25 protein-coding genes are annotated in these 22,982 nt (G+C 38.0%); 18 read left to right on the top strand and 7 right to left on the bottom strand.

The annotated features are described in order from the left end of the window. Positions 1–4: 4 nt before the first annotated feature. The 3 genes from yaaA to dnaA all read right to left on the bottom strand — a co-directional run bounded on the left by yaaA (position 5) and on the right by dnaA (position 3,540). Positions 5–223 (bottom strand): S4 domain-containing protein YaaA, encoded by a 219-nt coding sequence (gene yaaA, locus L3V42_RS06710; protein ID WP_235763197.1) that lies wholly within the window; start codon positions 221–223, stop codon positions 5–7. 650 nt (positions 224–873) lie between these two features. Continuing rightward, complete coding sequence (gene dnaN, locus L3V42_RS06705) at positions 874–2,010, bottom strand: DNA polymerase III subunit beta (RefSeq protein WP_235763131.1); 1,137 nt, start codon at positions 2,008–2,010, stop codon at positions 874–876. A gap of 183 nt (positions 2,011–2,193) precedes the next feature. After that, the gene (gene dnaA / locus L3V42_RS06700) at positions 2,194–3,540 is read right to left on the bottom strand and encodes a chromosomal replication initiator protein DnaA (RefSeq protein WP_235763130.1); all 1,347 of its coding nucleotides are present in this window, start codon (positions 3,538–3,540) and stop codon (positions 2,194–2,196) included. 643 nt (positions 3,541–4,183) lie between these two features. On the opposite strand from dnaA, the gene rpmH reads away from it, so the two are divergent. From rpmH to L3V42_RS06645, 11 genes are all read left to right on the top strand, one after another. Beyond that, a complete protein-coding gene (gene rpmH, locus L3V42_RS06695; RefSeq protein WP_235763129.1) occupies positions 4,184–4,318 on the top strand; it encodes a 50S ribosomal protein L34 in 135 nt (44 codons plus the stop codon). 128 nt (positions 4,319–4,446) lie between these two features. Then, complete coding sequence (gene rnpA, locus L3V42_RS06690; RefSeq protein WP_235763128.1) at positions 4,447–4,791, top strand: ribonuclease P protein component; 345 nt, start codon at positions 4,447–4,449, stop codon at positions 4,789–4,791. An 84-nt stretch (positions 4,792–4,875) separates the two neighbouring features. After that, a complete protein-coding gene (gene spoIIIJ, locus L3V42_RS06685; protein ID WP_235763127.1) occupies positions 4,876–5,655 on the top strand; it encodes a YidC family membrane integrase SpoIIIJ in 780 nt (259 codons plus the stop codon). Next, positions 5,652–6,266, top strand: coding sequence for an RNA-binding cell elongation regulator Jag/EloR (gene jag, locus L3V42_RS06680; RefSeq protein WP_238471617.1), 615 nt, complete (start codon positions 5,652–5,654; stop codon positions 6,264–6,266). The genes spoIIIJ and jag overlap by 4 nt, the downstream gene beginning before the upstream one ends. Positions 6,267–6,527: 261 nt before the next feature. Continuing rightward, positions 6,528–7,904 (top strand): tRNA uridine-5-carboxymethylaminomethyl(34) synthesis GTPase MnmE, encoded by a 1,377-nt coding sequence (gene mnmE / locus L3V42_RS06675; RefSeq protein WP_235763125.1) that lies wholly within the window; start codon positions 6,528–6,530, stop codon positions 7,902–7,904. A 252-nt stretch (positions 7,905–8,156) separates the two neighbouring features. Continuing rightward, positions 8,157–10,040 (top strand): tRNA uridine-5-carboxymethylaminomethyl(34) synthesis enzyme MnmG, encoded by a 1,884-nt coding sequence (mnmG, locus tag L3V42_RS06670; protein WP_238471616.1) that lies wholly within the window; start codon positions 8,157–8,159, stop codon positions 10,038–10,040. Between the two features lie 41 nt (positions 10,041–10,081). Further along, complete coding sequence (gene rsmG / locus L3V42_RS06665; protein ID WP_238471615.1) at positions 10,082–10,798, top strand: 16S rRNA (guanine(527)-N(7))-methyltransferase RsmG; 717 nt, start codon at positions 10,082–10,084, stop codon at positions 10,796–10,798. 247 nt (positions 10,799–11,045) lie between these two features. Continuing rightward, complete coding sequence (noc, locus tag L3V42_RS06660; RefSeq protein WP_238471614.1) at positions 11,046–11,906, top strand: nucleoid occlusion protein; 861 nt, start codon at positions 11,046–11,048, stop codon at positions 11,904–11,906. A gap of 203 nt (positions 11,907–12,109) precedes the next feature. Continuing rightward, positions 12,110–12,883, top strand: coding sequence for a ParA family protein (locus L3V42_RS06655; protein WP_235763121.1), 774 nt, complete (start codon positions 12,110–12,112; stop codon positions 12,881–12,883). Next, positions 12,864–13,700 carry a ParB/RepB/Spo0J family partition protein gene (locus L3V42_RS06650; RefSeq protein ID WP_238471613.1) on the top strand — a complete coding sequence of 279 codons (837 nt, stop codon included), beginning with the start codon at positions 12,864–12,866 and terminating at the stop codon, positions 13,698–13,700. The genes L3V42_RS06655 and L3V42_RS06650 overlap by 20 nt, the downstream gene beginning before the upstream one ends. 307 nt (positions 13,701–14,007) lie before the next feature. Next, positions 14,008–14,712 (top strand): DUF554 domain-containing protein, encoded by a 705-nt coding sequence (locus L3V42_RS06645; protein WP_235763119.1) that lies wholly within the window; start codon positions 14,008–14,010, stop codon positions 14,710–14,712. 34 nt (positions 14,713–14,746) lie between these two features. Here the strand turns inward: L3V42_RS06645 and L3V42_RS06640 are convergent, their stop codons facing one another. Further along, positions 14,747–14,953, bottom strand: coding sequence for a hypothetical protein (locus L3V42_RS06640; RefSeq protein ID WP_238471612.1), 207 nt, complete (start codon positions 14,951–14,953; stop codon positions 14,747–14,749). A gap of 441 nt (positions 14,954–15,394) precedes the next feature. Next, on the bottom strand, positions 15,395–16,012 hold the full coding sequence (gene yyaC / locus L3V42_RS06635; RefSeq protein WP_235763117.1) for a spore protease YyaC: 618 nt from the start codon (positions 16,010–16,012) through the stop codon (positions 15,395–15,397). 78 nt (positions 16,013–16,090) lie between these two features. Between yyaC and L3V42_RS06630 the strand changes: the two genes are divergently transcribed. From L3V42_RS06630 to rpsR, 6 genes are all read left to right on the top strand, one after another. After that, a complete protein-coding gene (locus tag L3V42_RS06630) occupies positions 16,091–17,104 on the top strand; it encodes a YkvI family membrane protein (RefSeq protein WP_235763116.1) in 1,014 nt (337 codons plus the stop codon). A gap of 86 nt (positions 17,105–17,190) precedes the next feature. Continuing rightward, a complete protein-coding gene (locus L3V42_RS06625) occupies positions 17,191–17,385 on the top strand; it encodes a DUF951 domain-containing protein (RefSeq protein ID WP_235763115.1) in 195 nt (64 codons plus the stop codon). A gap of 388 nt (positions 17,386–17,773) precedes the next feature. Beyond that, positions 17,774–18,874, top strand: a complete 1,101-nt coding sequence (gene ychF / locus L3V42_RS06620) for a redox-regulated ATPase YchF (protein WP_235763114.1) — start codon at positions 17,774–17,776, stop codon at positions 18,872–18,874. Positions 18,875–19,031: 157 nt separating this feature from the next. Beyond that, the gene (rpsF, locus tag L3V42_RS06615) at positions 19,032–19,319 is read left to right on the top strand and encodes a 30S ribosomal protein S6 (RefSeq protein ID WP_235763113.1); all 288 of its coding nucleotides are present in this window, start codon (positions 19,032–19,034) and stop codon (positions 19,317–19,319) included. A gap of 15 nt (positions 19,320–19,334) precedes the next feature. Next, positions 19,335–19,865, top strand: coding sequence for a single-stranded DNA-binding protein (gene ssb / locus L3V42_RS06610; protein WP_238471611.1), 531 nt, complete (start codon positions 19,335–19,337; stop codon positions 19,863–19,865). Positions 19,866–19,959: 94 nt separating this feature from the next. After that, a complete protein-coding gene (gene rpsR / locus L3V42_RS06605) occupies positions 19,960–20,193 on the top strand; it encodes a 30S ribosomal protein S18 (protein WP_235763111.1) in 234 nt (77 codons plus the stop codon). A 58-nt stretch (positions 20,194–20,251) separates the two neighbouring features. Here rpsR and L3V42_RS06600 read toward each other — a convergent pair whose 3' ends face one another. Then, positions 20,252–20,920 carry a DUF6198 family protein gene (locus tag L3V42_RS06600; RefSeq protein ID WP_498072166.1) on the bottom strand — a complete coding sequence of 223 codons (669 nt, stop codon included), beginning with the start codon at positions 20,918–20,920 and terminating at the stop codon, positions 20,252–20,254. A gap of 142 nt (positions 20,921–21,062) precedes the next feature. Further along, positions 21,063–21,560: a DUF1189 domain-containing protein gene (locus L3V42_RS06595; RefSeq protein WP_235763109.1), complete on the bottom strand. Its 498-nt coding sequence runs from the start codon at positions 21,558–21,560 to the stop codon at positions 21,063–21,065. 459 nt (positions 21,561–22,019) lie between these two features. On the opposite strand from L3V42_RS06595, the gene L3V42_RS06590 reads away from it, so the two are divergent. Then, a complete protein-coding gene (locus L3V42_RS06590) occupies positions 22,020–22,961 on the top strand; it encodes a YybS family protein (RefSeq protein WP_235763108.1) in 942 nt (313 codons plus the stop codon). Positions 22,962–22,982 lie beyond the last annotated feature (21 nt).

The following is a 22,982-nucleotide window of genomic DNA, read 5'->3' as shown; positions in this document are numbered from 1 at the left end:
TACCTTAGTCCTCAGCACTTACGATATAAGCGTTACCTTCGACTTCTACTATGTCACCTGGATATAACTTGCGGCCGCGGCGATGTTCGACTTCTCCATTTACATTTGCCCCTACATCTTGTAGATAAGCTTTCACCATGCCGCCAGATTCAAGGATATTAAGAACTTTAATCAATTGACCCAGCGTTATATACTCCGTTGTTATGTTTACTTTTTCCTGCATATCACTCATCACCAAGTTTCCTTTTAGTCTCTTTTAAAAAAATAAAATATATTTTTTCCCGTAAAAGACATGTTAGTTTTAGTATTTACCGTTAAAAACTCTATAAACCTATTTTACTAAAGTTTTTGCTATTTTGAAAGGTAATCCACTGGGGAAGGGCAAAAACTTCTCAAAATGGCTTATTTTTAGTTTTAGATATAACAAAGGCGGAAGCGCCCTTGCAGGTTAAAAACGCGATCGTCTTCGCAACACCTGCACTAGCACATCCAGTAGTCGCAGCAACGTACAAACTGTGCCTCCCAGGATGGGAGGTAGTTCGATGTTGCCCGAGGAAGGGGCGAGCTTAATCGAACCTCCTTTTTACCGGAAGGGAGAAAAAGGAAACTCAGGCGACGAGAGTGAGTTGATGTTGATGTTGACTTTCACCACAAGGGTATAAGTGCGGCTAAGCCTCTGGCTGAAGCCAATCGGCAAGTCTTCTTTATCGATTGAAGGAGTGTGAAGTTTGATAGTTGCTGGGCGCAGAGCGGACATGGATAGCGCTAGCAACTTTAATTATATACAACCTTCCTATTTTTTTAGTTCCCTAAGTAAGTAGAAAACACTTACCCACATGTGGATAAGTGTTTTCTTTATGAGTTTTTATAAAATTAATATGTTCGTACTGGTAAAATTAATTGTAAAATCGAATCGTCCTCTTTTGGAATGAGTACAAACGGGCGCATTGCTCCAGTAAAGTCGATGATTACTTCATCATATTCCATGGATTTTAGTGCATCCATCATATATTTCGAACTGAAAGAGATCTTCAATTCTTCACCTTCAATCGTTTCTACTACAATTTCTTCGTGTACATTTCCAACTTCTGGTGAGTTACTTGTAATTTCTACGATGGAACTCTCTTGAGTCGTCAATTTAACGACATTATTCCTTTCTTCTCGTGCAAGCAAGGAAGCCCGGTCAATCGTATTTAGTAATTCTTTTGTGTTGACGACGATTCTTGTTTTTCTTTCTTCCGGGATCAGTCTTGAAGTTTCCGGATAATTTCCGTCGAGTAGACGAGAGAGAAAGCTTAAATGCTTTGTGCGGAAGAGAATTTGGTTATTCGTAACATTAATTTCAACCGTTTCTTCCGTATCATCCAATATTTTATTTAACTCATTTAAACTCTTTCCAGGAACAACCACATTATGAAACTCAATTCCGACTGCCTCAATAGCCGTTTTCCGCATTGCTAAACGGTGGCTGTCAGTTGCAGTGAAAGTAAGTTCATTATTCTCCAGTTTAATATTTACACCAGTTAAGATCGGACGTGTTTCCATTGTTGATACAGCAAATACGGTCTGTTTGATCATATTTTTAAATAATGGAATTGGCATTTCAAAGCTTGTTTCTGCTTCAAGCCTTGGTAAGTGCGGATATTCTTCTGCGCTTTGACCAACAAGGGTAAATTCAGATTTTCCAGAGCTGATTTTTACTTGATGATTTTCTTCTACAATGAAATCCACTGTATCTTGCGGTAATTTCCTTACAATATCAGGGAAATATCTTGCTTGAAGTACAATCGTTCCAGGTTCAATATTTTCTACATTTACATTTCCATTGTCTTCACTAGGAATAAAAGATTCGATCGAAATATCAGAATCACTTCCTGATAATGTAATACCATGAATGCTTGCTTCAACTTTCATTCCAGAAAGAATTGGAATGACTGGCCTTGGAGTGATTGCTTTCATTACATCTTGAACAGCAGTTATTAATAAATCTCGTTTGATTGTAAATTTCATGAATTTGTCCTCCTAGCGGAAGTTCTATATATATATTATTTATTATAAAAAACAGTAATAATAGTAATAAGGCCTGTTGATATGTGGATAAGTACCTTGATATCTTGTCAGACGAAGTTTTACACACGTTGATAATCTGTTAATATCTATGAAAGCTTATGAACAGTATACACAGGCAATCCTTTAAATTGATTTGATCGTTTCTATAATTTCATCGATTTCCTGACTGAAAGAAGCATCATCTGCAATCATTTTTGAGATCTTTTCATGAGCATGTATAACAGTTGTATGATCTCGTCCCCCAAATTCATCGCCAATCTTCGGTAATGAAAGGTCGGTCATTTCCCTTGAGAGGTACATGGCAATCTGTCTTGGGAAGGCGATTGATTTCGTCCGTTTCTTGGCAGCGAAGTCTTCCATACGAATATTATATTTTCTTGAAACGATTTCTTGGATTCCTTCCACGGTAATTTCCTTTGGCTTATTGCTCGGAATAATATCTTTCAATGCCTCTGCGGCAAGGGAAGCATCAATATCTTGATTGACTAGCGAAGAATAGGCAACTACGCGAATAAGTGCCCCTTCTAACTCACGAATGTTCGTATTGATTTGATTTGCAATATAAAGCATGACTTCATTTGGAATCTCAAGTCCTTCTGCTTTAGCCTTTTTATTTAAAATTGCGATTCTCGTTTCCAGATCAGGCGGCGTAATATCTGTTATAAGACCCCATTCAAAGCGCGAACGCAATCTATCTTCTAATGTCGGAATTTCTTTTGGCGGACGGTCACTAGAGATGATAATTTGTTTACTTTCTTCATGTAATGCATTAAATGTATGGAAAAATTCTTCCTGGGTTGATTCTTTTCCAGCTATGAATTGAATATCATCAATTAATAGGACATCTATATTCCGGTATTTATTGCGAAACGCATTGGATTTATTTTCCATGATTGCGTTAATGAATTCATTCGTAAATTTCTCAGAAGTAACGTAAGCAACTTTCGCTTCCGGGTTATGTTCTCTTACATAATGACCAATTGCATGCATCAAATGGGTTTTACCAAGGCCAACTCCCCCATAGATAAACAGCGGGTTATAAGCTTTTGCGGGAGCCTCAGCAACAGCGAGGGAAGCAGCATGTGCGAATCGGTTTCCAGCTCCAATGACAAACGTATCAAATGTATATTTTTCATTTAGCATCGATTTAGGAAAATCATTATGATTCACTGGTGAATTTGTTTCTAGTTTGTCTTGTTTTACTTCCTCTACAGCTGGCGAAGGATCGGGAATAATGAATTTCGTATCAAGTCTGGATCCGGTCACTTCTTCCAGTACTTCATTGATGACATTCGTATATTGGTTTTCCAACCAATCTCTCGCAAATTCATTCGGTGCAGATACAATCAATGTTGTTTGGTTTATTTCTACAGCTTCTGTATTTTTTAACCATGTATCGTAGCTTGGTTTACTAACCTTTTCTTCAATCTTTTCTAAAGCGGCTTGCCACAGCTCTTCAATATTTTCCAATCGGGAATTCACTCCTTTCTGAATGTAGATTGTAACGCGGTAGTTTTTGTAGACAGGTTAAAATAGCCTCCCTTAATTGCCCAATTGGCAGTAAAAAAGGAGGTGAATGCCAAGTTTTCTAATAAAAAGGCTGTGGATGAATGAATATGTAGTCCTTAAAGTTTAGCATGATTTATAAACTATATCCACAAATCTGTGGAAAAAATAATTAAGAAGCTGTGAATGACTATCCACAACGTTGTCCACAACCTGTGTATAAAAATAATAAGCAATTAGTTTTCCACAGGAGAAAACATACTAATAATAGCAAATAAAAGCTTGTAACGCAAGGGGTTTCAAAAGTTATCCACAAAATTCCCGGCGTGTTTACAAAAAAGTATCAACATACGTTTATCGTGTGAGTAAATTGTCGATAGCAGTCGAATAATCTGGATGTTAAAAAATAGTGGGCGTGTATAAGTTGTTGATAAGTTTATAGCGCTTTTCTGGTGTTATACAACAAGAGAAGATGAAGAGGTGAAACTTTTTAAAAAAATTGTAGTTGACATGGGGGATAGGTTTTACGTATAATTATTGAGACTGTCTACTGGATTAGTTAATGATTAAACTTTAGATATTAGAATCCCTAGGAGGTGCAGTAATAATGAAAAGAACATTTCAACCGAGTAACCGTAAGCGTAAAAAGGTACATGGCTTCCGTGCACGTATGGCTACGAAAAATGGACGTAAAGTATTAGCACGTCGTCGTCGTAAAGGAAGAAAAGTATTATCCGCATAAGCCACTGATCAGTCAGTGGTTTTTTTATTAGAAAAGTGGAAGCGCTCGTTTAGGGCGCTGAAACTAGACATATTAAAATAAGTGCTTTATCAATTTGGGTAAGCTAGAGAGTAATAAAGGTGAAGTGAATGAAAAAAGCATATCGGATTAAAAAAAATAACGAATTTCAATACATATTCAAGCACGGAAAATCATTCGCAAACCGTCAGCTTGTCATTTATTATGCCGAAAAAGCGGAGCAGGAGCATTTCCGAATCGGCCTTTCTGTCGGAAAAAAAATTGGAAATGCTGTGAAAAGAAATCAGATTAAACGCTATCTCCGTCAGGCCTTTCATGAAATGGAAGCAGATATTAAACCGACAGTAGATATGATTATTATTGCAAGGCAACCTACGAAGAATATGGGATTTCACGAAATGAAAAAAAGTTTAAGTCATTTATTATATAAGCAGCGTCTTTTTAAAAATAAATAAAAAACAAGTTAAACATAGAATCTTATCTGCAATTAGGATAAAATAGCAGATAGAGTTTCACGTTCACGCTAAGGAGGAAAAATGTTGCGCAAAAAATATATATTGCTATTTGCAATGATCGGCCTTGCATTGCTGCTTGCAGGATGTACGGAGATCAATGAGCCGATTACTGCAGAGAGTGAAGGGATTTGGAACACTATTTTTGTGTACCCGCTCTCCTGGGTTATTACAAAAATAGCTCATATTTTCAATAATAGTTTTGGATTATCTATTGTTATCGTTACGGTTGTTATTCGTCTCTTAATTTTACCACTAAGTATAAAACAGATTAAAAGTTCTAAAGCTATGCAGGCTATTCAGCCGAAATTGCAAGAAATCCAGAAGAAATACAGCTCGAAAGATGCGAACACTCAACAAAAGTTACAGCAAGAAACAATGGAACTTTTCCAGCGAAATGGTGTAAATCCATTGGCAGGATGTTTACCGATTTTTGTCCAAATGCCTGTCTTAATCGCAATGTACCATGCGATTATGCGGACGACAGAAATCAGTCAATATAATTTCTTGTGGTTCGAACTTGGTTCACCGGACTATGTGTTGCCGTTTCTTGTTGCTGGATTCACATTCCTGCAGCAAAAACTCATGATGTCTACAAATACATCAGCATCCCAGAATCCACAGATGGCAATGCAAATGAATTTAATGCTTTATATGATGCCGATTATGATTGGTGTCATGTCGTTCTTCTTCCCAGCAGCTCTTGCGTTGTACTGGGTAACAGGTAATATCTTTATGGTTTTCCAAACATTACTAATCAATAAACCAATGATGACGAATACCGATACTGGAGGAGACAAAAAGTGAGAGAAATAACTGCTAGCGGTTCAACAGTTGAAGAAGCTGTACAATCAGCTCTACAGCAGTTAAACACGACTGAGGACCGTGTTGAAATTGAGGTTATCGATGAAGGTAAAAAAGGAATACTCGGTTTAATTGGAGCGAAACGGGCCATTGTAAAGGTCAGTGAAAAAAAAGACCCAATTAAAGAAACGGAAAATTTCTTGAAAGAAGTTACAAAGAATATGAACGTCGACGTTGAAATTAAAACAACGATAGAAGACAATCATGTAGCCTTTGAAATGGGTGGCGAAAATATCGCCATTCTTATCGGAAAACGCGGACAAACACTCAATGCCTTACAGTATTTAGCTCATCTAGCGATCAACAAACAGAAAGAAATCTATTACACCGTAACCTTGGATGCGGAAGGGTACCGGGGACGCAGACGCGAAACGCTTGTATCACTTGCCCATAAGATGGCAGATAAAGCAAAACGCTTAAATAAAAAAGTTGCACTCGAACCGATGCCTGCCTTTGAAAGAAAAATCATCCATAACGCACTCCAGGATTCGACTGAAATTACAACCTATTCCGATGGACAAGAACCCCACCGGCATATTGTAATCAAACCATAATAAATAGAAACTTTAAAAATCACCCTTTAAAATCGGGTGATTTTTTTATGCTTAAAGAATCTGGGGCAAGGGGGTCAGTGTGTTTATCCTAACTTGACTATCCACATGTGGATAAAATGCAATGACAAAAAAGGTATGACAATCTAAGAAAATTAATGTGGATAACTTTATTTTCTCGCCGATTTATGTTATTCTTTTTTGTTAGTGACGTTTACTGGAAAACGTGCTAATTTAACGATAGAACAAGTTGGAGGTGTAGCAATGTCGACAGATACAATTACTGCGATTTCAACACCAGTTGGAGAAGGTGCAATTGCAATCGTGCGTTTGAGCGGGCCGGATGCAATTACTATTACAAATGAACTTTTTACAGGTAAGGATCTTCATGAAGCAGCAACCCATACGATAAATTATGGGAGGATTATCGACCCTGAGACGAACGATATTGCAGATGAAGTAATGGTTTCTGTTATGCGGGCACCGAAAACATTCACGCGTGAAGATATAGTAGAAATCAATTGCCATGGTGGAATGGTAGCAGTCAATAAAGTATTAGATATCATATTGTCGAAAGGAGCACGTCTGGCAGAACCCGGAGAATTTACAAAACGTGCTTTTCTTAATGGAAGAATAGATTTATCACAAGCGGAAGCCGTCATGGACCTGATTCGTGCAAAAACAGATAAAGCAATGTCTGTTGCTGTGAAACAAATGGACGGGCGCCTATCAAAACTCATTACCGAATTACGTCAGGAACTTCTCGAAACCGTTGCTCATGTTGAGGTAAATATTGATTATCCGGAATATGATGACGTCGAAGAGATGAGTCATGAAATGATGCGGACAAAATCAAGAGAGGTTCATAAGCGGATCAAAGAGTTGCTTGAAGTGGCCAACCAGGGGAAAATTCTCCGTGAAGGGATCGCTACTGCAATTATCGGCCGTCCAAACGTTGGAAAATCCTCTCTGATGAATACCCTCGTACAGGAAAATAAAGCAATTGTCACCGATATTCCAGGAACAACCCGTGATATTATTGAAGAATATGTGAATGTCCGTGGTGTGCCGCTTCGTCTTGTTGATACTGCAGGTATTAGGGAGACTGAAGACATCGTTGAAAAGATCGGTGTGGAGCGCTCGCGGCAAGTACTGCAAGAATCCGATTTGATTCTCTTCGTTTTAAACTTTAATGAAGATTTAACGGAAGAGGATAGGAAACTATTCGAAGCCGTACAAGGACTTGATTATATTGTCATCGTCAATAAGATGGATTTAGAACAAAAAATCGATCTCGAAAAGGTGAGGGAACTTGCTGGAGAACGTCCGGTAATTACGACATCTTTACTAGTAGAAGAAGGAGTAGAACAGCTGGAAAGGTCAATTGCTTCAACCTTTTTTGAAGGTGAGATCGATACAGGAGACATGACTTATGTTTCGAATATCCGTCATATCCAGCTCCTTAAGCAAGCAAAACAGGCACTTGAGGATGCGATGGAAGGCATTGAACTAGGAATGCCACTTGATATCGTTCAGATTGATGTAACCCGAACGTGGGAGCTTTTAGGTGAAATTATTGGGGATACGGCAAGCGACAGTCTTATCGATCAGCTGTTTTCTCAATTCTGTTTAGGAAAATAAAACTTTTAATGAATTTCATAATACGTATTTAATGCTTCACCATCACCATATGTAGTTGGCTCGTTCCCAACTACATACGGTGATGGGAAAGCCGACTTTGGTAATTATGAAATTCATTCCTTTGTTTAAATAAAATAAAAAAAATATACATGTTCAATTGTGGATGTAAGTATGGTGGTCCGCGTTCACTTCCAGCGCCCAGCGGATAAGCAAGTGCGCTTCCACTTTTGATCATATGAAAGGGTGAATGAAATGACTTTTAATGCAGGAAATTACGATATCATCGTTGTGGGGGCAGGACATGCCGGTATTGAAGCGGCTGTCGCTGCAGCAAAAAGAGGCGCAAAAACGCTGATGCTGACTCTTAACATCGATATGCTCGCATTTATGCCATGTAATCCTTCTATCGGCGGACCAGCAAAAGGAATTGTTGTCCGTGAAATTGACGCTCTTGGTGGTGTCATGGGGAAGGTGATTGATAAAGCATCGATTCAAATGCGTATGTTAAATACAAGAAAAGGACCTGCTGTACAAGCGTTACGTGCACAAGCTGACAAAACAGTCTACATGCAAGAAATGAGAAAATTAGTGGAGAACCAAGAAAATCTGACACTTCGTCAAGGAATGGTTGACTCCCTGATTATGGAAGACGGCGTTTGTAAAGGGGTTGTGACAGAGACGGAAGCGGAATACCGTGCTGAAGCAGTTATCATCACAACAGGAACCTTTATGCGTGGAAAAGTATTAATGGGTCATTTAGAATATGAAAGTGGTCCAAACAATCAGCGTGTTTCGGTTAATCTTTCCGAAAATCTGGAGGAACTTGGGTTTAACCTGAAACGATTCAAAACAGGTACACCTCCACGTGTAAATAGTCAAACGATCGATTATTCGAAAACGGAAATTCAACCGGGAGATGAAAATCCGCGTAATTTTTCCTATGAAACAACGACCAAAATTATCGATCAGCTGCCATGCTGGTTGACACACACAAATGAATTTACACATGGAATTATTAACAATAACTTAGAGCTTTCTTCCATGTATTCTGGAGTGAAGCGGGGGACAGGTGCCCGTTATTGCCCGTCCATTGAGGATAAAATTGTTCGCTTTGATGATAAGCCGCGTCATCAAATTTTCCTTGAACCTGAGGGAAGAAATACGGAAGAAGTTTATGTCCAAGGACTATCGACTTCACTTCCAGAGAACATTCAATATGAAATGATTAAAACAATCCCAGGACTGGAGAAAGCAGAAATAATGCGTCCGGGCTATGCAATTGAGTATGATGTCGTAGCTCCAACACAATTATGGCCGACACTGGAAACGAAAAGTATCCCAGGTCTCTTTACTGCAGGACAAATTAACGGTACATCCGGATATGAAGAAGCTGCTGGTCAAGGAATTATGGCAGGAATTAATGCTGCATCAAAGGTCCTTGGAAAAGAGCCCGTTATTCTCGACCGTTCGCAAGGCTATATCGGCGTACTGATAGATGATCTTGTAACGAAAGGGACGAATGAACCTTACCGTTTATTAACATCCCGTGCTGAATACCGTTTGCTTCTTCGCCATGATAATGCGGACATGCGATTAACGGAAATCGGCTATGAAATCGGCTTGATTTCTGAAGAACGCTACAACAAATTAGTAGAAAAGAAACGACTTGTAGAAGAAGAGATAAAAAGACTGAAGAAAATTATCATTAAACCGGAACAAGCGAATCATCTCCTTGAGACAATCAATTCAACAGCCTTAAAAGACGCAACGAATGCATATGACTTGTTGAAACGACCGGAAGTAAACTATAACTTTATCGATCAAATGATTGAATCAAACGAAGCATTGGATGAAGAAGCACGTGAACAGGTTTATATCCAAGTCAAATATGAAGGATATATTAAAAAGTCGAATGAACAAGTCGAGCGAATGATGAAGATGGAAGATAAGAAAATCCCGGAAGATATCGATTATGACGGAATCAATGGCCTTGCTTCCGAAGCGAAAGAGAAGCTAAAGAAAATTCGTCCATTGTCCGTTGGGCAAGCGTCTCGGATATCTGGTGTGAATCCGGCTGATGTTTCTATTCTGCTTGTTTATATTGAACAAGGAAATATAGCAAGGGTTGCTAATTAAACAAGTACGTTAACATAAGCATAAAGGAGCGTTATCTTTAGATGAATCCAGAACAGTTTCGACAAGCTCTCTCGGAGCAGGGGATTGAATTAACCGATGAACAAATGAATCAGTTCGCTATTTATTACGAGACCTTGGTAGAATGGAATGAGAAAGTAAACCTTACAGCAATTACAGCTGAAGAGAATGTTTACTTGAAGCATTTTTATGATTCCATAACACCTGCATTTCATCATGATTTTACCGGTGAACAAACAATTTGCGATGTAGGCGCTGGTGCAGGATTTCCCAGTATTCCATTAAAAATTTGCTTTCCGGAGTTAAAAGTAACAATTGTGGACTCCTTGCAAAAACGGATTGTCTTCCTGAATCATCTTGCTACTGCTTTAGATCTCGCAGGCGTATCCTTTTATCATGACCGAGCGGAGAGTTTTGGCAAAAATGTGAAGTTCCGCGAAACATATGATATTGTTACGGCTCGTGCTGTGGCGAGAATGTCGGTATTAACTGAACTTTGCTTACCATTAGTGAAGAAAAACGGCATATTCCTTGCTCTAAAAGGAGCCCAGGCTGAAGAGGAATTAGAAAATGCCAAAAATGCAATAGAATTATTTGGTGGCAAGACGATTGGTCAAAAAACATTCACACTGCCACAAGAAGATAGCGAAAGAACAATCTATTGGATTGAAAAACGTAGAAAAACACCAAAAAAATATCCGCGCAAACCTGGTACACCGAATAAAAATCCAATCGAATAACAATTCTGCCCGCTAATGAATATTAGTGGGCAATTCTTTTTTTTAATAAAAGGTGATCCTCATGCACTTTCATAATGAACCACGCATGAAATATATTGCTAAATAGGTCCTTTTATTACGTAATTATGGTAGAATATTATAAGATAGAGAGAACAGAGACTCATAGAGTAAGATAAAATGTTTCACGTGGAACATTTTATCATCATGCACTAATTTAGCGTAAAAGTATGTAAGGTGGTGTCAACTAGTGGTGAGTCCTTTTAATCGGCTTTTTGGAATAGGGGATAAATCGAATTCGGAGGCTGAAGAAACAGAATTCCTTCTGAATGAGGTCGTCGAATTGGAAGTTAAAAAAATTGAGCCCAATCGATTTCAACCTAGAACAATTTTCGATGATGAGAAGATACAAGAATTAGCGCAAACCATTCATACACATGGCATGATACAGCCAATTGTTGTAAGAAAGTTGGATGAGGATCGCTTCGAACTCATTGCTGGTGAGCGCAGATGGCGAGCTGTAACTTCCCTGGAGTGGGAGCAAATACCAGCGATCATTCGTGAAATGTCCGATACAGAAACAGCTTCTGTAGCCTTAATCGAGAACCTTCAGCGTGAAGAGTTGACAGTTATTGAAGAAGCTAGGGCATATTCCCAATTATTGGAGCTTCATTCTTTGACACAAGAAGCACTTGCGCAACGTTTAGGTAAGAATCAATCTACAATCGCAAACAAATTAAGGTTATTAAAGTTACCAGAACCTGTTCAAGAAGCGCTGTTGCAAAAAGTAATAACGGAAAGACATGCGCGGGCGCTTATTAAATTAAAAGATGAAACGAAGCAATTGGAAATACTGCAGTTGATCATCGATCAAGAACTTAATGTGAAACAGACAGAAGAAAGAATCGCTGCATTGAATGTGAAAGAAGAAGCTCCAAAGCGGAAGCGAGCACAATTAAAAGGAATAAACAAAGACATTCGCATTGCAATGAATACGATTCGGCAATCCCTTTCCATGGTCTCTGATACTGGAGTTAAAGTAGAGTCGGATGAGCAGGAGATGGATGATTATTATCAAATTACGATTAAAATACCAAAAAACAACCAGTAATAATCATCAGATATGGATTATATCCATTTAAAATACCCATCTTTTCACGTGAGATGGGTATTTCTGCAAGATTTTAAACAACATATATTTTTGTGTTATTTACTAGTAAGTTTGAATCAATTTATATTAGATTACTAAAAAAATAGTCTAACTCTAGTATTTAATGATAAAATAAATAGTATATTTTTTAGGTAGGTGTCAACATGGTAAAAATAATGTCCATCGCAAATCAAAAGGGTGGCGTCGGGAAAACAACATCATCAGTTAACCTGAGTGCAGGACTGGCTTCATTAGGAAATAAAGTCCTTTTGATCGACACGGATCCACAAGGAAATGCAACAAGCGGAGTAGGGATTAATAAAGCAGATGTACCGTACTGTATCTACAACGTACTTGTTGAAGAAGTTCCTGCAGAAGATGTGATTGTTTCCACAGATATGGTCAACTTAGATATAATACCTGCAACGATTCAACTTGCTGGGGCGGAAATAGAGTTAGTACAAATTATGTCGAGGGAAATGCGGCTGAGTAAAGCATTAGAACAACTTCAAGAGGAATATGATTATATTATTATCGATTGTCCACCATCATTAGGTCTTCTTACGCTTAACGCATTAACCGCCTCCAACTCCGTCATCATTCCAGTACAATGTGAATATTACGCTTTAGAAGGATTAAGTCAGCTCTTAAACACCATCAGACTTGTTCAGAAGCATTTAAATAAACATTTGATGATTGAAGGTGTTTTACTAACAATGCTTGATGCACGAACGAATCTTGGAATTGAAGTCGTAGCCGAAGTAAAAAAATATTTCCAGGAAAAGGTGTATAAATCGATTATTCCACGGAATATACGATTAAGTGAAGCACCGAGTCACGGTCAGCCAATCATTAACTATGATCCTAAGTCAAAGGGAGCAGAAGTGTATCTTGAATTAGCAAAGGAAGTGATGCAGAGTGGCGAAAGGGTTGGGTAGAGGTCTAGAAGTGTACTTTCCCGACATGGGAGAGCAGGATGAACAGATGGTTGAAGAAATAGCAATCAATGAATGTCGCCCAAATCCGTATCAACCAAGAAAAACATTTCATGCGGATGCGATTGAAGAGTTAAAGACAAGTATTCTAGAATACGGAATTATCCAGCCTTTAATTGTACGAAAAAGCATCAAAGGTTATGAAATTGTAGTAGGGGAGAGACGATTCCGCGCAGCAAAAGAAGCAGGATTAGAGACAGTTCCAGTTGTTATAAAAGAGCTTTCCGATGAACGGATGATGGAGCTTGCTTTACTAGAGAACTTGCAACGGGAAGATTTGACTCCAATTGAAGAAGCGCATGCTTATCGTAATCTAATGCATGAGCTCAAAATTACTCAAGAAGAATTATCAAAGCGTCTTGGAAAGAGCAGATCCCACATTGCAAATACTGTTCGGTTGTTATCTTTGCCGGATCAAATTGTTGCCTATATTAATAATGGTGAGTTATCTATGGGACACGGGAAAGCGTTAATCGGATTAAAGGATAAGGCAAAATTGATTCCACTTGTTGATAAAATCCGCAAAGAAAAGTTGAATGTTAGACAAGTAGAGAAGCTTGTTGTTGAATTGAATGAGAAAAAACCGGTGCGTCAGGAAAAACCGAAAAAGAATGTATTCATACAAGAACGTGAAGCAATTTTACGTGACCGATTAGGCACTTCTGTCACGATAAAGCAAGGAAAGAAAAAAGGTAGAATCGAAATTGAATTTTACAATGATGATGACCTTCAACGCATCATCGAATTTCTTGAAAAATAAGAAGAAGGACCAACGATTTATTTGTTGGTCCTTCTTTATCACGCATTAACGGTCTGTAATACCCCAGCTCTAAGCGTGAGGAAAAACCAACATGTGAAGGTGTGGGATAAACAGTCCGTAAATCCCTGAATCTGTTCAACTAACACGCAGTGGGGAAAGAAAAGCCCCCCACTGCGTGAAGTTTCACTTTATCAATTTAGAATGGAATACATATTACATGAAAATGTTTCACGTGGAACATTGAGAAAAATTTGATTATATGTGTTGTTCCACGTGGAACACGAAAGGGAATACGAAGGTGTAAATGATGGTCTTATTTGGAACAATTGTAAATGCGTTATTAATTGTTGCAGGCAGTATTATTGGGATGTTTTTCACTCGTATCCCAGATAAATATAAAGAAACAGTGATGCATGGGATAGGACTTGCTGTTATATTAATCGGTCTACAAATGGCTTTTTCCACAGAGAATATTGTCATTGTACTCATTTCTTTATTGTTTGGTGCGATAATCGGGGAGTTCATGCGGATAGAAGATGCTTTAAATCGATTAGGGATGTGGCTGGGAAGCAAGTTTACGACAAAAGATGATACGATTAGCGTTTCGCAAGGGTTTATTACAGGGACGATGATCTTCTGTATCGGCGCAATGGCAATCATTGGTGCATTAGATAGTGGAATAAGAGGGGACCATGAAGTTCTCATTACAAAAGGGATAATTGACGGTTTTACAGCCCTTGTATTGACGACTACCTTAGGGTTCGGGGTTGTTTTTTCGGTTATCCCACTCATCCTTTATCAAGGGGCGATTACGTTATTCGCTACTCAAATTGAAAAGTGGGTTCCGGAAGCGATGCTAAATGGATTAATACTTGAAATAACATCGGTCGGTGGTTTACTAATTGTCGCTATTGGGTTGAATTTATTGAAAATAAAAGAAATCCGTATTGCCAACTTAATGCCTGCCTTATTCCTCGTTGTACTGATTTATTTTATTTTCCAGATGTTTTAGCCATATAAAAATAGAGTCACTATAAAAAGTGGCTCTATTTTAAGCTATCTACATATTTCTTTGCATCAATTAATGACAGGCCTTTTTCCATACGCACATATTTCACTGCCTTTACATCACCAACCGTAGCAATCTTTTCTTTTACCGATTGCATAAATTCTTCATCATTCTCTAAATGGAGTGGTTGCTTGTTCCGTTCTGCCAGCCGATTGATTCGTTTCGTTTGTCCATAAATAATCAAAAGAAGAACTCCATTTAAAAATAATGAAGCGATGAATAGCCACTCTATATCGATGAATAAAACCTCCAGTTAGAGTCGTTTCATCACGCATTAACGGTCTGTAATCCCCCTTTGAACGTGAGGAAAGCCCAAAATGTGAAGGTGGGAGAGAAACAGTCCGTAAATCCCTGATTCTGTTCAACTAACATTCAGTGGAGGTACCTTTCCCTCCACTGAATGAAGTTTCACTTTATAGAATAAGATTTTCTATAATCTATCACTCTAACAAAAGCATACCAAATAATGGGAAGGGAACACAAGAAAATATAAAGAATCAATTTAATGAATTTTATAATACGTAATTAATGCATCACCATCACCAATGTAGTTGAGTTGGTTCGTTCCCAACTACATATGGTGATGGAAAAGCCGACTTTGGTAATGATGAAATTCATTCAATTGTTAAATCATTTCGTTTCTTTCCGGGTAATGACGCAGAACAGCAGGCCGGATAAAACTTGGACTTAATTGTTGATCGATACGATCCAGTAATTCAGCGAACGTTTCGGCCATATCCATCACCATTGATAATCTAGTGCTTTGCAAAACAGCATGATCCATAAAACCACCTGAATTTACAACTCCTGTAAGATGAATTTCTCCAATCTCCGGAAGTGCCTTCTTTAAGGCAGCACCAGGCTTCAAAGGGCCAATTCCTGTTATTAAATGACCGATGGAAGCATGCCTCCCTAAGCAAGCATCAACTGCAATGATAAATGGATGCCTATGTTTATGTTTAATATCACTGATATATTCTGTTAAATTTGTTGCGTGAACCGGTTGATGGAGGGTGCCGTAGATGTTTAAATGCCTCGGTTTTTTTGCAGTAAGTAATGTGCCGGTTAAAGGTCCAAGCGCATCTCCTGTCGAACGATCGGTTCCAATACAGACGACGATGTACTCACGTGGCAATCGCGGGAACCAGGAAATAATCTTTTCGCTCACCCTTTCGATAGCTTGTTCTTCATTGTAATGGATTCGAAAGTTGGAATTCTCTTGTTCTGACGTTTTCTGATTCATAGCTTATCCTCCAAAAACATATTGGTATAGTATATGGCTTTTTTCTGAAAACTATACATCATGAGTGGAGGAATAAGCATGATTCGTGCAGGGATAAAGAATATGTTTTTAATAACAGGTGCAATAATGGGGGCGGGTTATGCGTCAGGGAGGGAGATATGGCAATTTTTTGGTGCGGGAAGTGGACTGGCAATTCTTTTGTTCACGGTTTTCTTTATTGTCTGTACAACAACAATTTTAAATATCAGTTATGAATTGCAGAGCACGAATTATGTTCCAGTACTTCATCGGTTGACGGGAAAGAAATTGGCATTGGTTTACGATTATTTAATCTTCATTTATCTTTTTAGTGTAACGGTCGTGATGATTGCGGGTAGTGGGGCAACGTTCGAGTCATTTGGAATCCCATTTTGGTGGGGAATTATCTTTATTATTGCAGGACTATTAATTATTTTTAGTAAAGGAATTAGTGAATTATTAAATATCAATCAATTACTAATGCCATTGTTAATCATAGCTCTTGTTGTAATTCTTCTCGTTTTTATGAAAGACGGGGATATATCATTCCATCGTAATTGGGAAAAACAGGACAATTGGACTGCTGCTTTTCCATTTACTGCATTAAACATTTTACCGTTAATTGCTGTATTGGGGGCAATAGGGAATCGGATAAAATCCAAAGGTGAAATATATATCGCCTCCGTTTCAAGCGGTCTCATACTCGGTATTATCACATTTATATACAATACAAACTTAATGGAGCTTGCTGAACAAGTAGAGTTACCTGCCATCCCGCTATATTTAATTATTAATAATTATGGACAAACTGTAATTGTCGTTATGATGCTGATGCTTTGGCTTGCTATTTACACAACGGCTGCAGCAACTTTGCTAGGGATGGTTACTAGAGTAAATAAAAAACTCAATCTATCATTATTAAAAGCAGCTGCGATTATGTTGACGATTATGCTGCCATTCAGTCTTATCAGTTTTACTCAATTGGTTGCATTTATTTACCCATTATATGGAATATTGAATCTATATATATTAGTCAAACTACTTCTTTATCCGGTATGGAAGAATAATAGGTGAATTTTAATTGTAACAGAGGCACAAACACAGGTATAATAAGGAAAGAGCACATTTGCGTTGTAAGATCTATCAAAGGAGGAATCAGATTGGCGGATAAAGAATTTACTTTAAATGATATTGTTGAAATGAAAAAACCACATCCTTGTGGAGAAAACCGCTGGAAAATCATCCGCATGGGCATGGATATCCGTATCAAATGCCAAGGCTGCGACCACAGTGTCATGATCCCTCGTCGGGAGTTCACGAAAAAACTTAAAAAAGTCCTCGAAAAAGCGGAATAAATTTGGATAGAGGGTTTGAACGATATTAATACAAAAGGCTCTAAAAACAGCTAACAGTCAATTTTGTTAGCTGTTTTAGTGTCTATACGGTTTAAATAGCATATTATTTTTTCTTTTCATTCGAACTAATGGAAGGCTTGGTTCTTGTAATGTGTTGTTTTAAAACCTTTTATAAATCATCTATATTTGATAAACATCCCAAAAAGATAGTATGATAATAGAGGAGTAGTCAAGGAAAACGTAAATATGGCATGCAAATGACAAAAGTAGGTACAAACTTGTTACCTATTTTTCTTTTTTTAGTTTTTTCTTTTTCCGATTACTTATACTATAATTGGAGTAACGAACGCGTTCGTGACGAAAGAAATCCTTAAGGAGTGGAATTTTAATGAGCCTTACAGCAGGAATCGTTGGGCTTCCGAACGTTGGAAAATCTACATTATTCAACGCAATTACACAGGCAGGGGTCGAAGCTGCAAACTATCCGTTCGCAACAATCGATCCAAACGTCGGTGTAGTGGAAGTACCTGATGAGCGTCTAGATAAATTAACCGAACTTGTAAAACCAAAGAAGACGGTACCGACAGCTTTTGAATTTACCGATATCGCAGGAATTGTAAAAGGGGCAAGTAAAGGAGAAGGACTTGGTAACCAATTCCTTTCCCATATTCGTCAAGTGGACGCCATTTGCCAGGTCGTCCGCTGTTTTGAAGATGAGAACATTACTCACGTGTCTGGAAAAGTTGATCCGATTGATGATATCGAAATCATTAATCTGGAGTTGATTTTAGCAGACTTGGAAACAGTAGAGAAACGTTATCAGCGTGTGGAAAAGCTGGCAAGACAGAAAGATAAGGATTCTTTACAGGAATTAGAAGTGTTAACAAAGCTGAAAGAAGCACTCGAAAATGACAAGCCAGCACGTACAGTCGAATTCAATGAAGACCAGGATAAAATTGTGAAAGGGCTGCATCTCCTTACAAATAAACCGATCCTTTATGTTGCGAATGTGAGTGAAGATGAAGTTGCTGATTCTGATGCGAATGAATTTGTGCAGAAGGTAAAAGATTATGCGGCAGAGGAAAATGCGGAGGTAATTGTCGTTTGTGCAAAAATTGAAGAAGAGATTGCTGAACTGGAGCCCGACGAGAAAAATATGTTCCTGGAAGAGCTAGGTATTGCAGAATCAGGCCTTGATAAACTGATTAAAGCCTCGTACAACTTATTAGGCTTTGGAACATATTTCACTGCAGGTGAGCAGGAAGTGCGCGCCTGGACATTTAGAAAAGGAATTAAAGCACCACAAGCAGCTGGAATTATCCATACGGACTTTGAGAGAGGGTTTATCCGTGCTGAAACGGTATCCTATGATGATTTGCTAGAAGCAGGTTCAATGGCGGTAGCTAGAGAAAAGGGAAGAATTCGTTTAGAAGGGAAAGATTATATCGTTCAGGACGGCGATGTTATCCATTTCCGCTTTAATGTATAAAATTCCGTGAATAAACGTAAAAAAAGGGATCTCGAAACCTTGTTTAAAGTAGAATAGTTTGTTATAATATCTTATTGTGAGTAATTATATTTTATAAATTGCTCCTTGCTCCCAGAAAATTACTGGAAGCCGCTAAGACCAAAAGGAGGTGTAACGGATGAACAAATATGAAATTATGTATATCATCCGCCCAGATATCGAAGAAGAGGCGCAAACAAACCTAATTGAGCGTTTCAACAAAATTCTAACTGATAATGGCGCGGAAATCACAAAAGTTGATGAGAAGGGCAAGCGTCGTCTTGCTTATGAAATCAATGAATATCGTGATGGATACTATGTTGTCATTAACTTCACTGGCGGTGAAGAAGCAGTTAACGAATTCGACCGTCTAGCTAAGTTCTCTGATGATATTGTCCGTCATATGGTAATTCGAGATGAACAATAATAAGGAGTGGTTCTGATGTTAAATCGTGTCGTATTAGTAGGCAGGTTAACAAGGGATCCTGATTTACGTTATACACCAAACGGAATAGCAGTGGCTAACTTCACTGTCGCAGTGAATCGTCCTTTTTCTAATCAGCAGGGAGAACGTGAAGCAGATTTCATTAATGGTGTCGTATGGCGCCGCCAAGCGGAAAACCTTGCAAACTTTATGAGAAAGGGTAGTTTGATCGGTGTCGATGGTCGTTTGCAAACACGTACGTATGAAGGTCAGGATGGTAAGACCGTTTTTGTAACAGAAGTTGTTGCAGATAGCATCCAATTCCTGGAGTCAAAAAATGCTTCTCAAGATAGAGGCGGTGGTGCACCAGGATACCAGCCGAACCAGAACCAATTTCAAAATCAAAACCAGAATCAGTTTGGTGGACAAGGCCAGTTCCAACCAAGCCCGAACCAAGGCCAAGGTCAGAGTCAAGGTCAAGCAACGGAAGATCCATTCCGCAATAATGGAGAACCGATTGACATTTCAGATGATGACTTACCATTCTAACATTGGTTAGAATGGCTTATAAAGAGTTAACTTAACTGTTCGTAATGAACAATCGATTATATAATTTACATTTAAGAGAAGGAGGTAATCGCTCATGGCAGCTCGTCGCGGACGTGGTGGTAGACGCCGTAAAGTATGTTATTTCACAGCTAACGGTATTACCTATATCGATTATAAAGATGTTGATTTATTAAGACGTTTCATTTCCGAACGTGGAAAAATTCTTCCTCGTCGTGTAACTGGAACATCTGCAAAATATCAGCGTAAACTTACAGTAGCTATTAAACGTGCTCGCCAAATGGCACTTCTGCCATTTGTTGCGGAGTAAGACAAAAACACCTCAAAACGTTTTTCTTTCGTTTTGAGGTGTCTTTGTTTTTTCTTTTCTAATTACTGCTACTCACTTCCATGTTTCGAATACGAATCAGCCGGTTATACACATCCATTAAAAATCCGAGTCCAAACATAAAGAATAAAGTACCAATACCAATCCCGGACATTTCAGATCGATATAAAATAATACCAATACTAATGAATAATGGCACAGCCGTAAATAAAATATTTCCGACTGTATAATTTTTCATCAATTTACCGAATGCTTTCAATAAATAGTCCGTCGGTAAGTAAATCGAGCCAGCTTGGAAATAAATACTGACGCCGATGGCAATAAAATTAAGGCCAACAAACAAATACAAACCGCGTATGAAAGTATCACCTGGAATGTAGATTGATTGATGGAGGTATAAGAATAAATCAATAAAACCTCCAAAAATAAAGGCGAGAATGAGACTTTGTCCAATCATTTTTAAACTGAGTCTTACGTTCATCAAATAACTAAGCAGAAAAGAAAACATATGTAAAATAATGACACAAACTCCAACGGAAAATGGTAAGATATATGCTAAGTTTTCCCCTGCAGAAGTCCACGGTGCACTTCCGAAGTTCGCTACAATCATGAAACTATTACCTAACGCATTTAATGAGACTGAAAGAATATAGATGAATAATTGTTTCGTATGAATTTTACTGATACCTCCATTTGAAAAAATTACCACACATCAACGGTCTGTAATCCCCTAGCTCTAAACATGAGAGGAACTCAAATGTGAAAGTGGGAGATAACAGTCCGTAAATCCCTGATTCTGTTCAACTGACACTCTGTGGGGAAGTAAGGAACCCCCAGAGTGAAGTTTCACTTTATTTGTTCTTCTTCCGTACTCTCCGCTTCGGATACTTCAAGATCATTAAAATTAATAGAACGAGAGAATAGATAATCGCAAGGAACAAATATTTATCAGAGATTGGTAAAAATGATGCGAGCAGCATATATGCGAAGAAAGGAATCGTCGTTGTGAAAGCAAGCAGCTTCCAAATGATCTGATACCTTAACTTTCTCTTCATCAGTTTCGCCATTCCGATTCCAACATACGCCATTACAGAAATAAACAAGAATACAGCGATTGTTAATGGCAGATAATAGAACATAAAGAAATAAATCAATTTTAAAATCACAGGTAACCCGCCAGCGAGCCCCTCTGTGCTCCGGAGCTGAAGGACGAGATGTGGAATAGAGACGATAAAAATTAAAATAAATAAGTAAAAAACAACGATATCCATACTGATCCGGTTTAGCTTGAACATCGCATTTTTATTAGGCAATTTTAGACTATTAATAAATGCATCTATGAGAATCATGGGCTCCATCCTTATGTAAACATACTTATACATTATAATTATAGATGATATCCCAAATAAATGCTTTGATTGTGGCTGAAATTTCAACAGGGAAATCACCAATTGAATTGGATAATTCAGTAATCTGAATGAATTTCATAATTACCAATGTCGGCTTTCCCATCACCATATGTAGTTGGGAACGAACCAACTCAACTACATATGGTGATGGTGAAGCATTAAATACATATTATGAAATTCATTAATCTGCTAAAAAATATTACCCGGGAAATAATTTCGGGAAATTTCGACAAGCAATAAGTAGAGAGTCATTTCGAAATGATTAATTCCTAGAGCATATCGTGACAGGCAGTACATTCTCTTGAAGGATTTCACGAACGTTAACCACGAAATAATAGAGGCTTTCATGTTAAGATAAGAGGACAATATAAATTAAAAAAACAGAGGTGCATGCAAGAAATGAACGATACAAAAAAACTGACAGAAGGAGCACTCATTACAGGAGTTTACCTTATTCTCCTGTTTGTTACATTAGTACCGATTTTATCAGCTTTTGTGATGATTCTGCTCCCGCTGCCTTTTGTCATTTACACATCAAGACATGGAATTAAGCCAGGATTGCTTGTCGTAGCAATAGCTTCTCTTATTAGTATGATTCTAACGATTATATACTTACCACTTACCCTTATGATGGGAGCAGTAGGGTTGTTAATTGGTCATGCGATTAACAAAAAACGTACCGCTTATGAAACATGGGCTTATGGAACGCTTGGTTTTATCGGAGGCCTGTTATTTACGCTTGCTTTCACGCAAGTTCTTCTTGGAGTGAGTTTTGTTCAAGAAATCGAAACGATTGCAACGGAGCAAGTCGATTGGTATATTTCTCTTATGGAAGGAGTAGGTCTCGAGTCCGAAGAATCCGTAGACATGGAAGCATTATTTATAGAGCAAATTCATTACTTTGTTAACCTGATGCCAGCTTTCGTTGCTATTATTGCGGTATTTTTAGCGTTTCTTGTACAGTGGGTTAGTTATAAAGTATTGAACCGGATGGAAGATAAAAAACTATACTTTCCACCATTTCGTAATTTAAAATTACCAACGTCTATCATCTGGCTTTATTTAATCGTCATTATTGCATCCTTTATCACGCTTGATCCGAACGGTGTTATGTTTATTGGTGTGCAAAATGCACTGATTATTTTAGAAATGTTACTCGTTATTCAAGGATTCTCATTCATCTTCTTCTTTACGCATTATAAGAAGTGGTCGAAGGTAATTCCTATTGCAAGTATCGTGCTAACTATCCTGTTTCCAATATTTCTCCTTTATTTCGCTAGGATCTTAGGTATAATTGATATAGGATTAAATTTGAGGGCTCGCCTTCAAAAAAATAAATAATTTTTAACGGAAGCAAAATTG

Origin of the sequence: Oceanobacillus alkalisoli, assembly GCF_022213125.1 — a bacterium.
In the GTDB taxonomy this organism is placed as follows: Bacteria; Bacillota; Bacilli; order Bacillales; family Amphibacillaceae; genus Oceanobacillus; species Oceanobacillus alkalisoli.
Note: the sequence above shows the minus strand (reverse complement) of the source record. Positions and strands in the feature narration are given on the sequence as shown.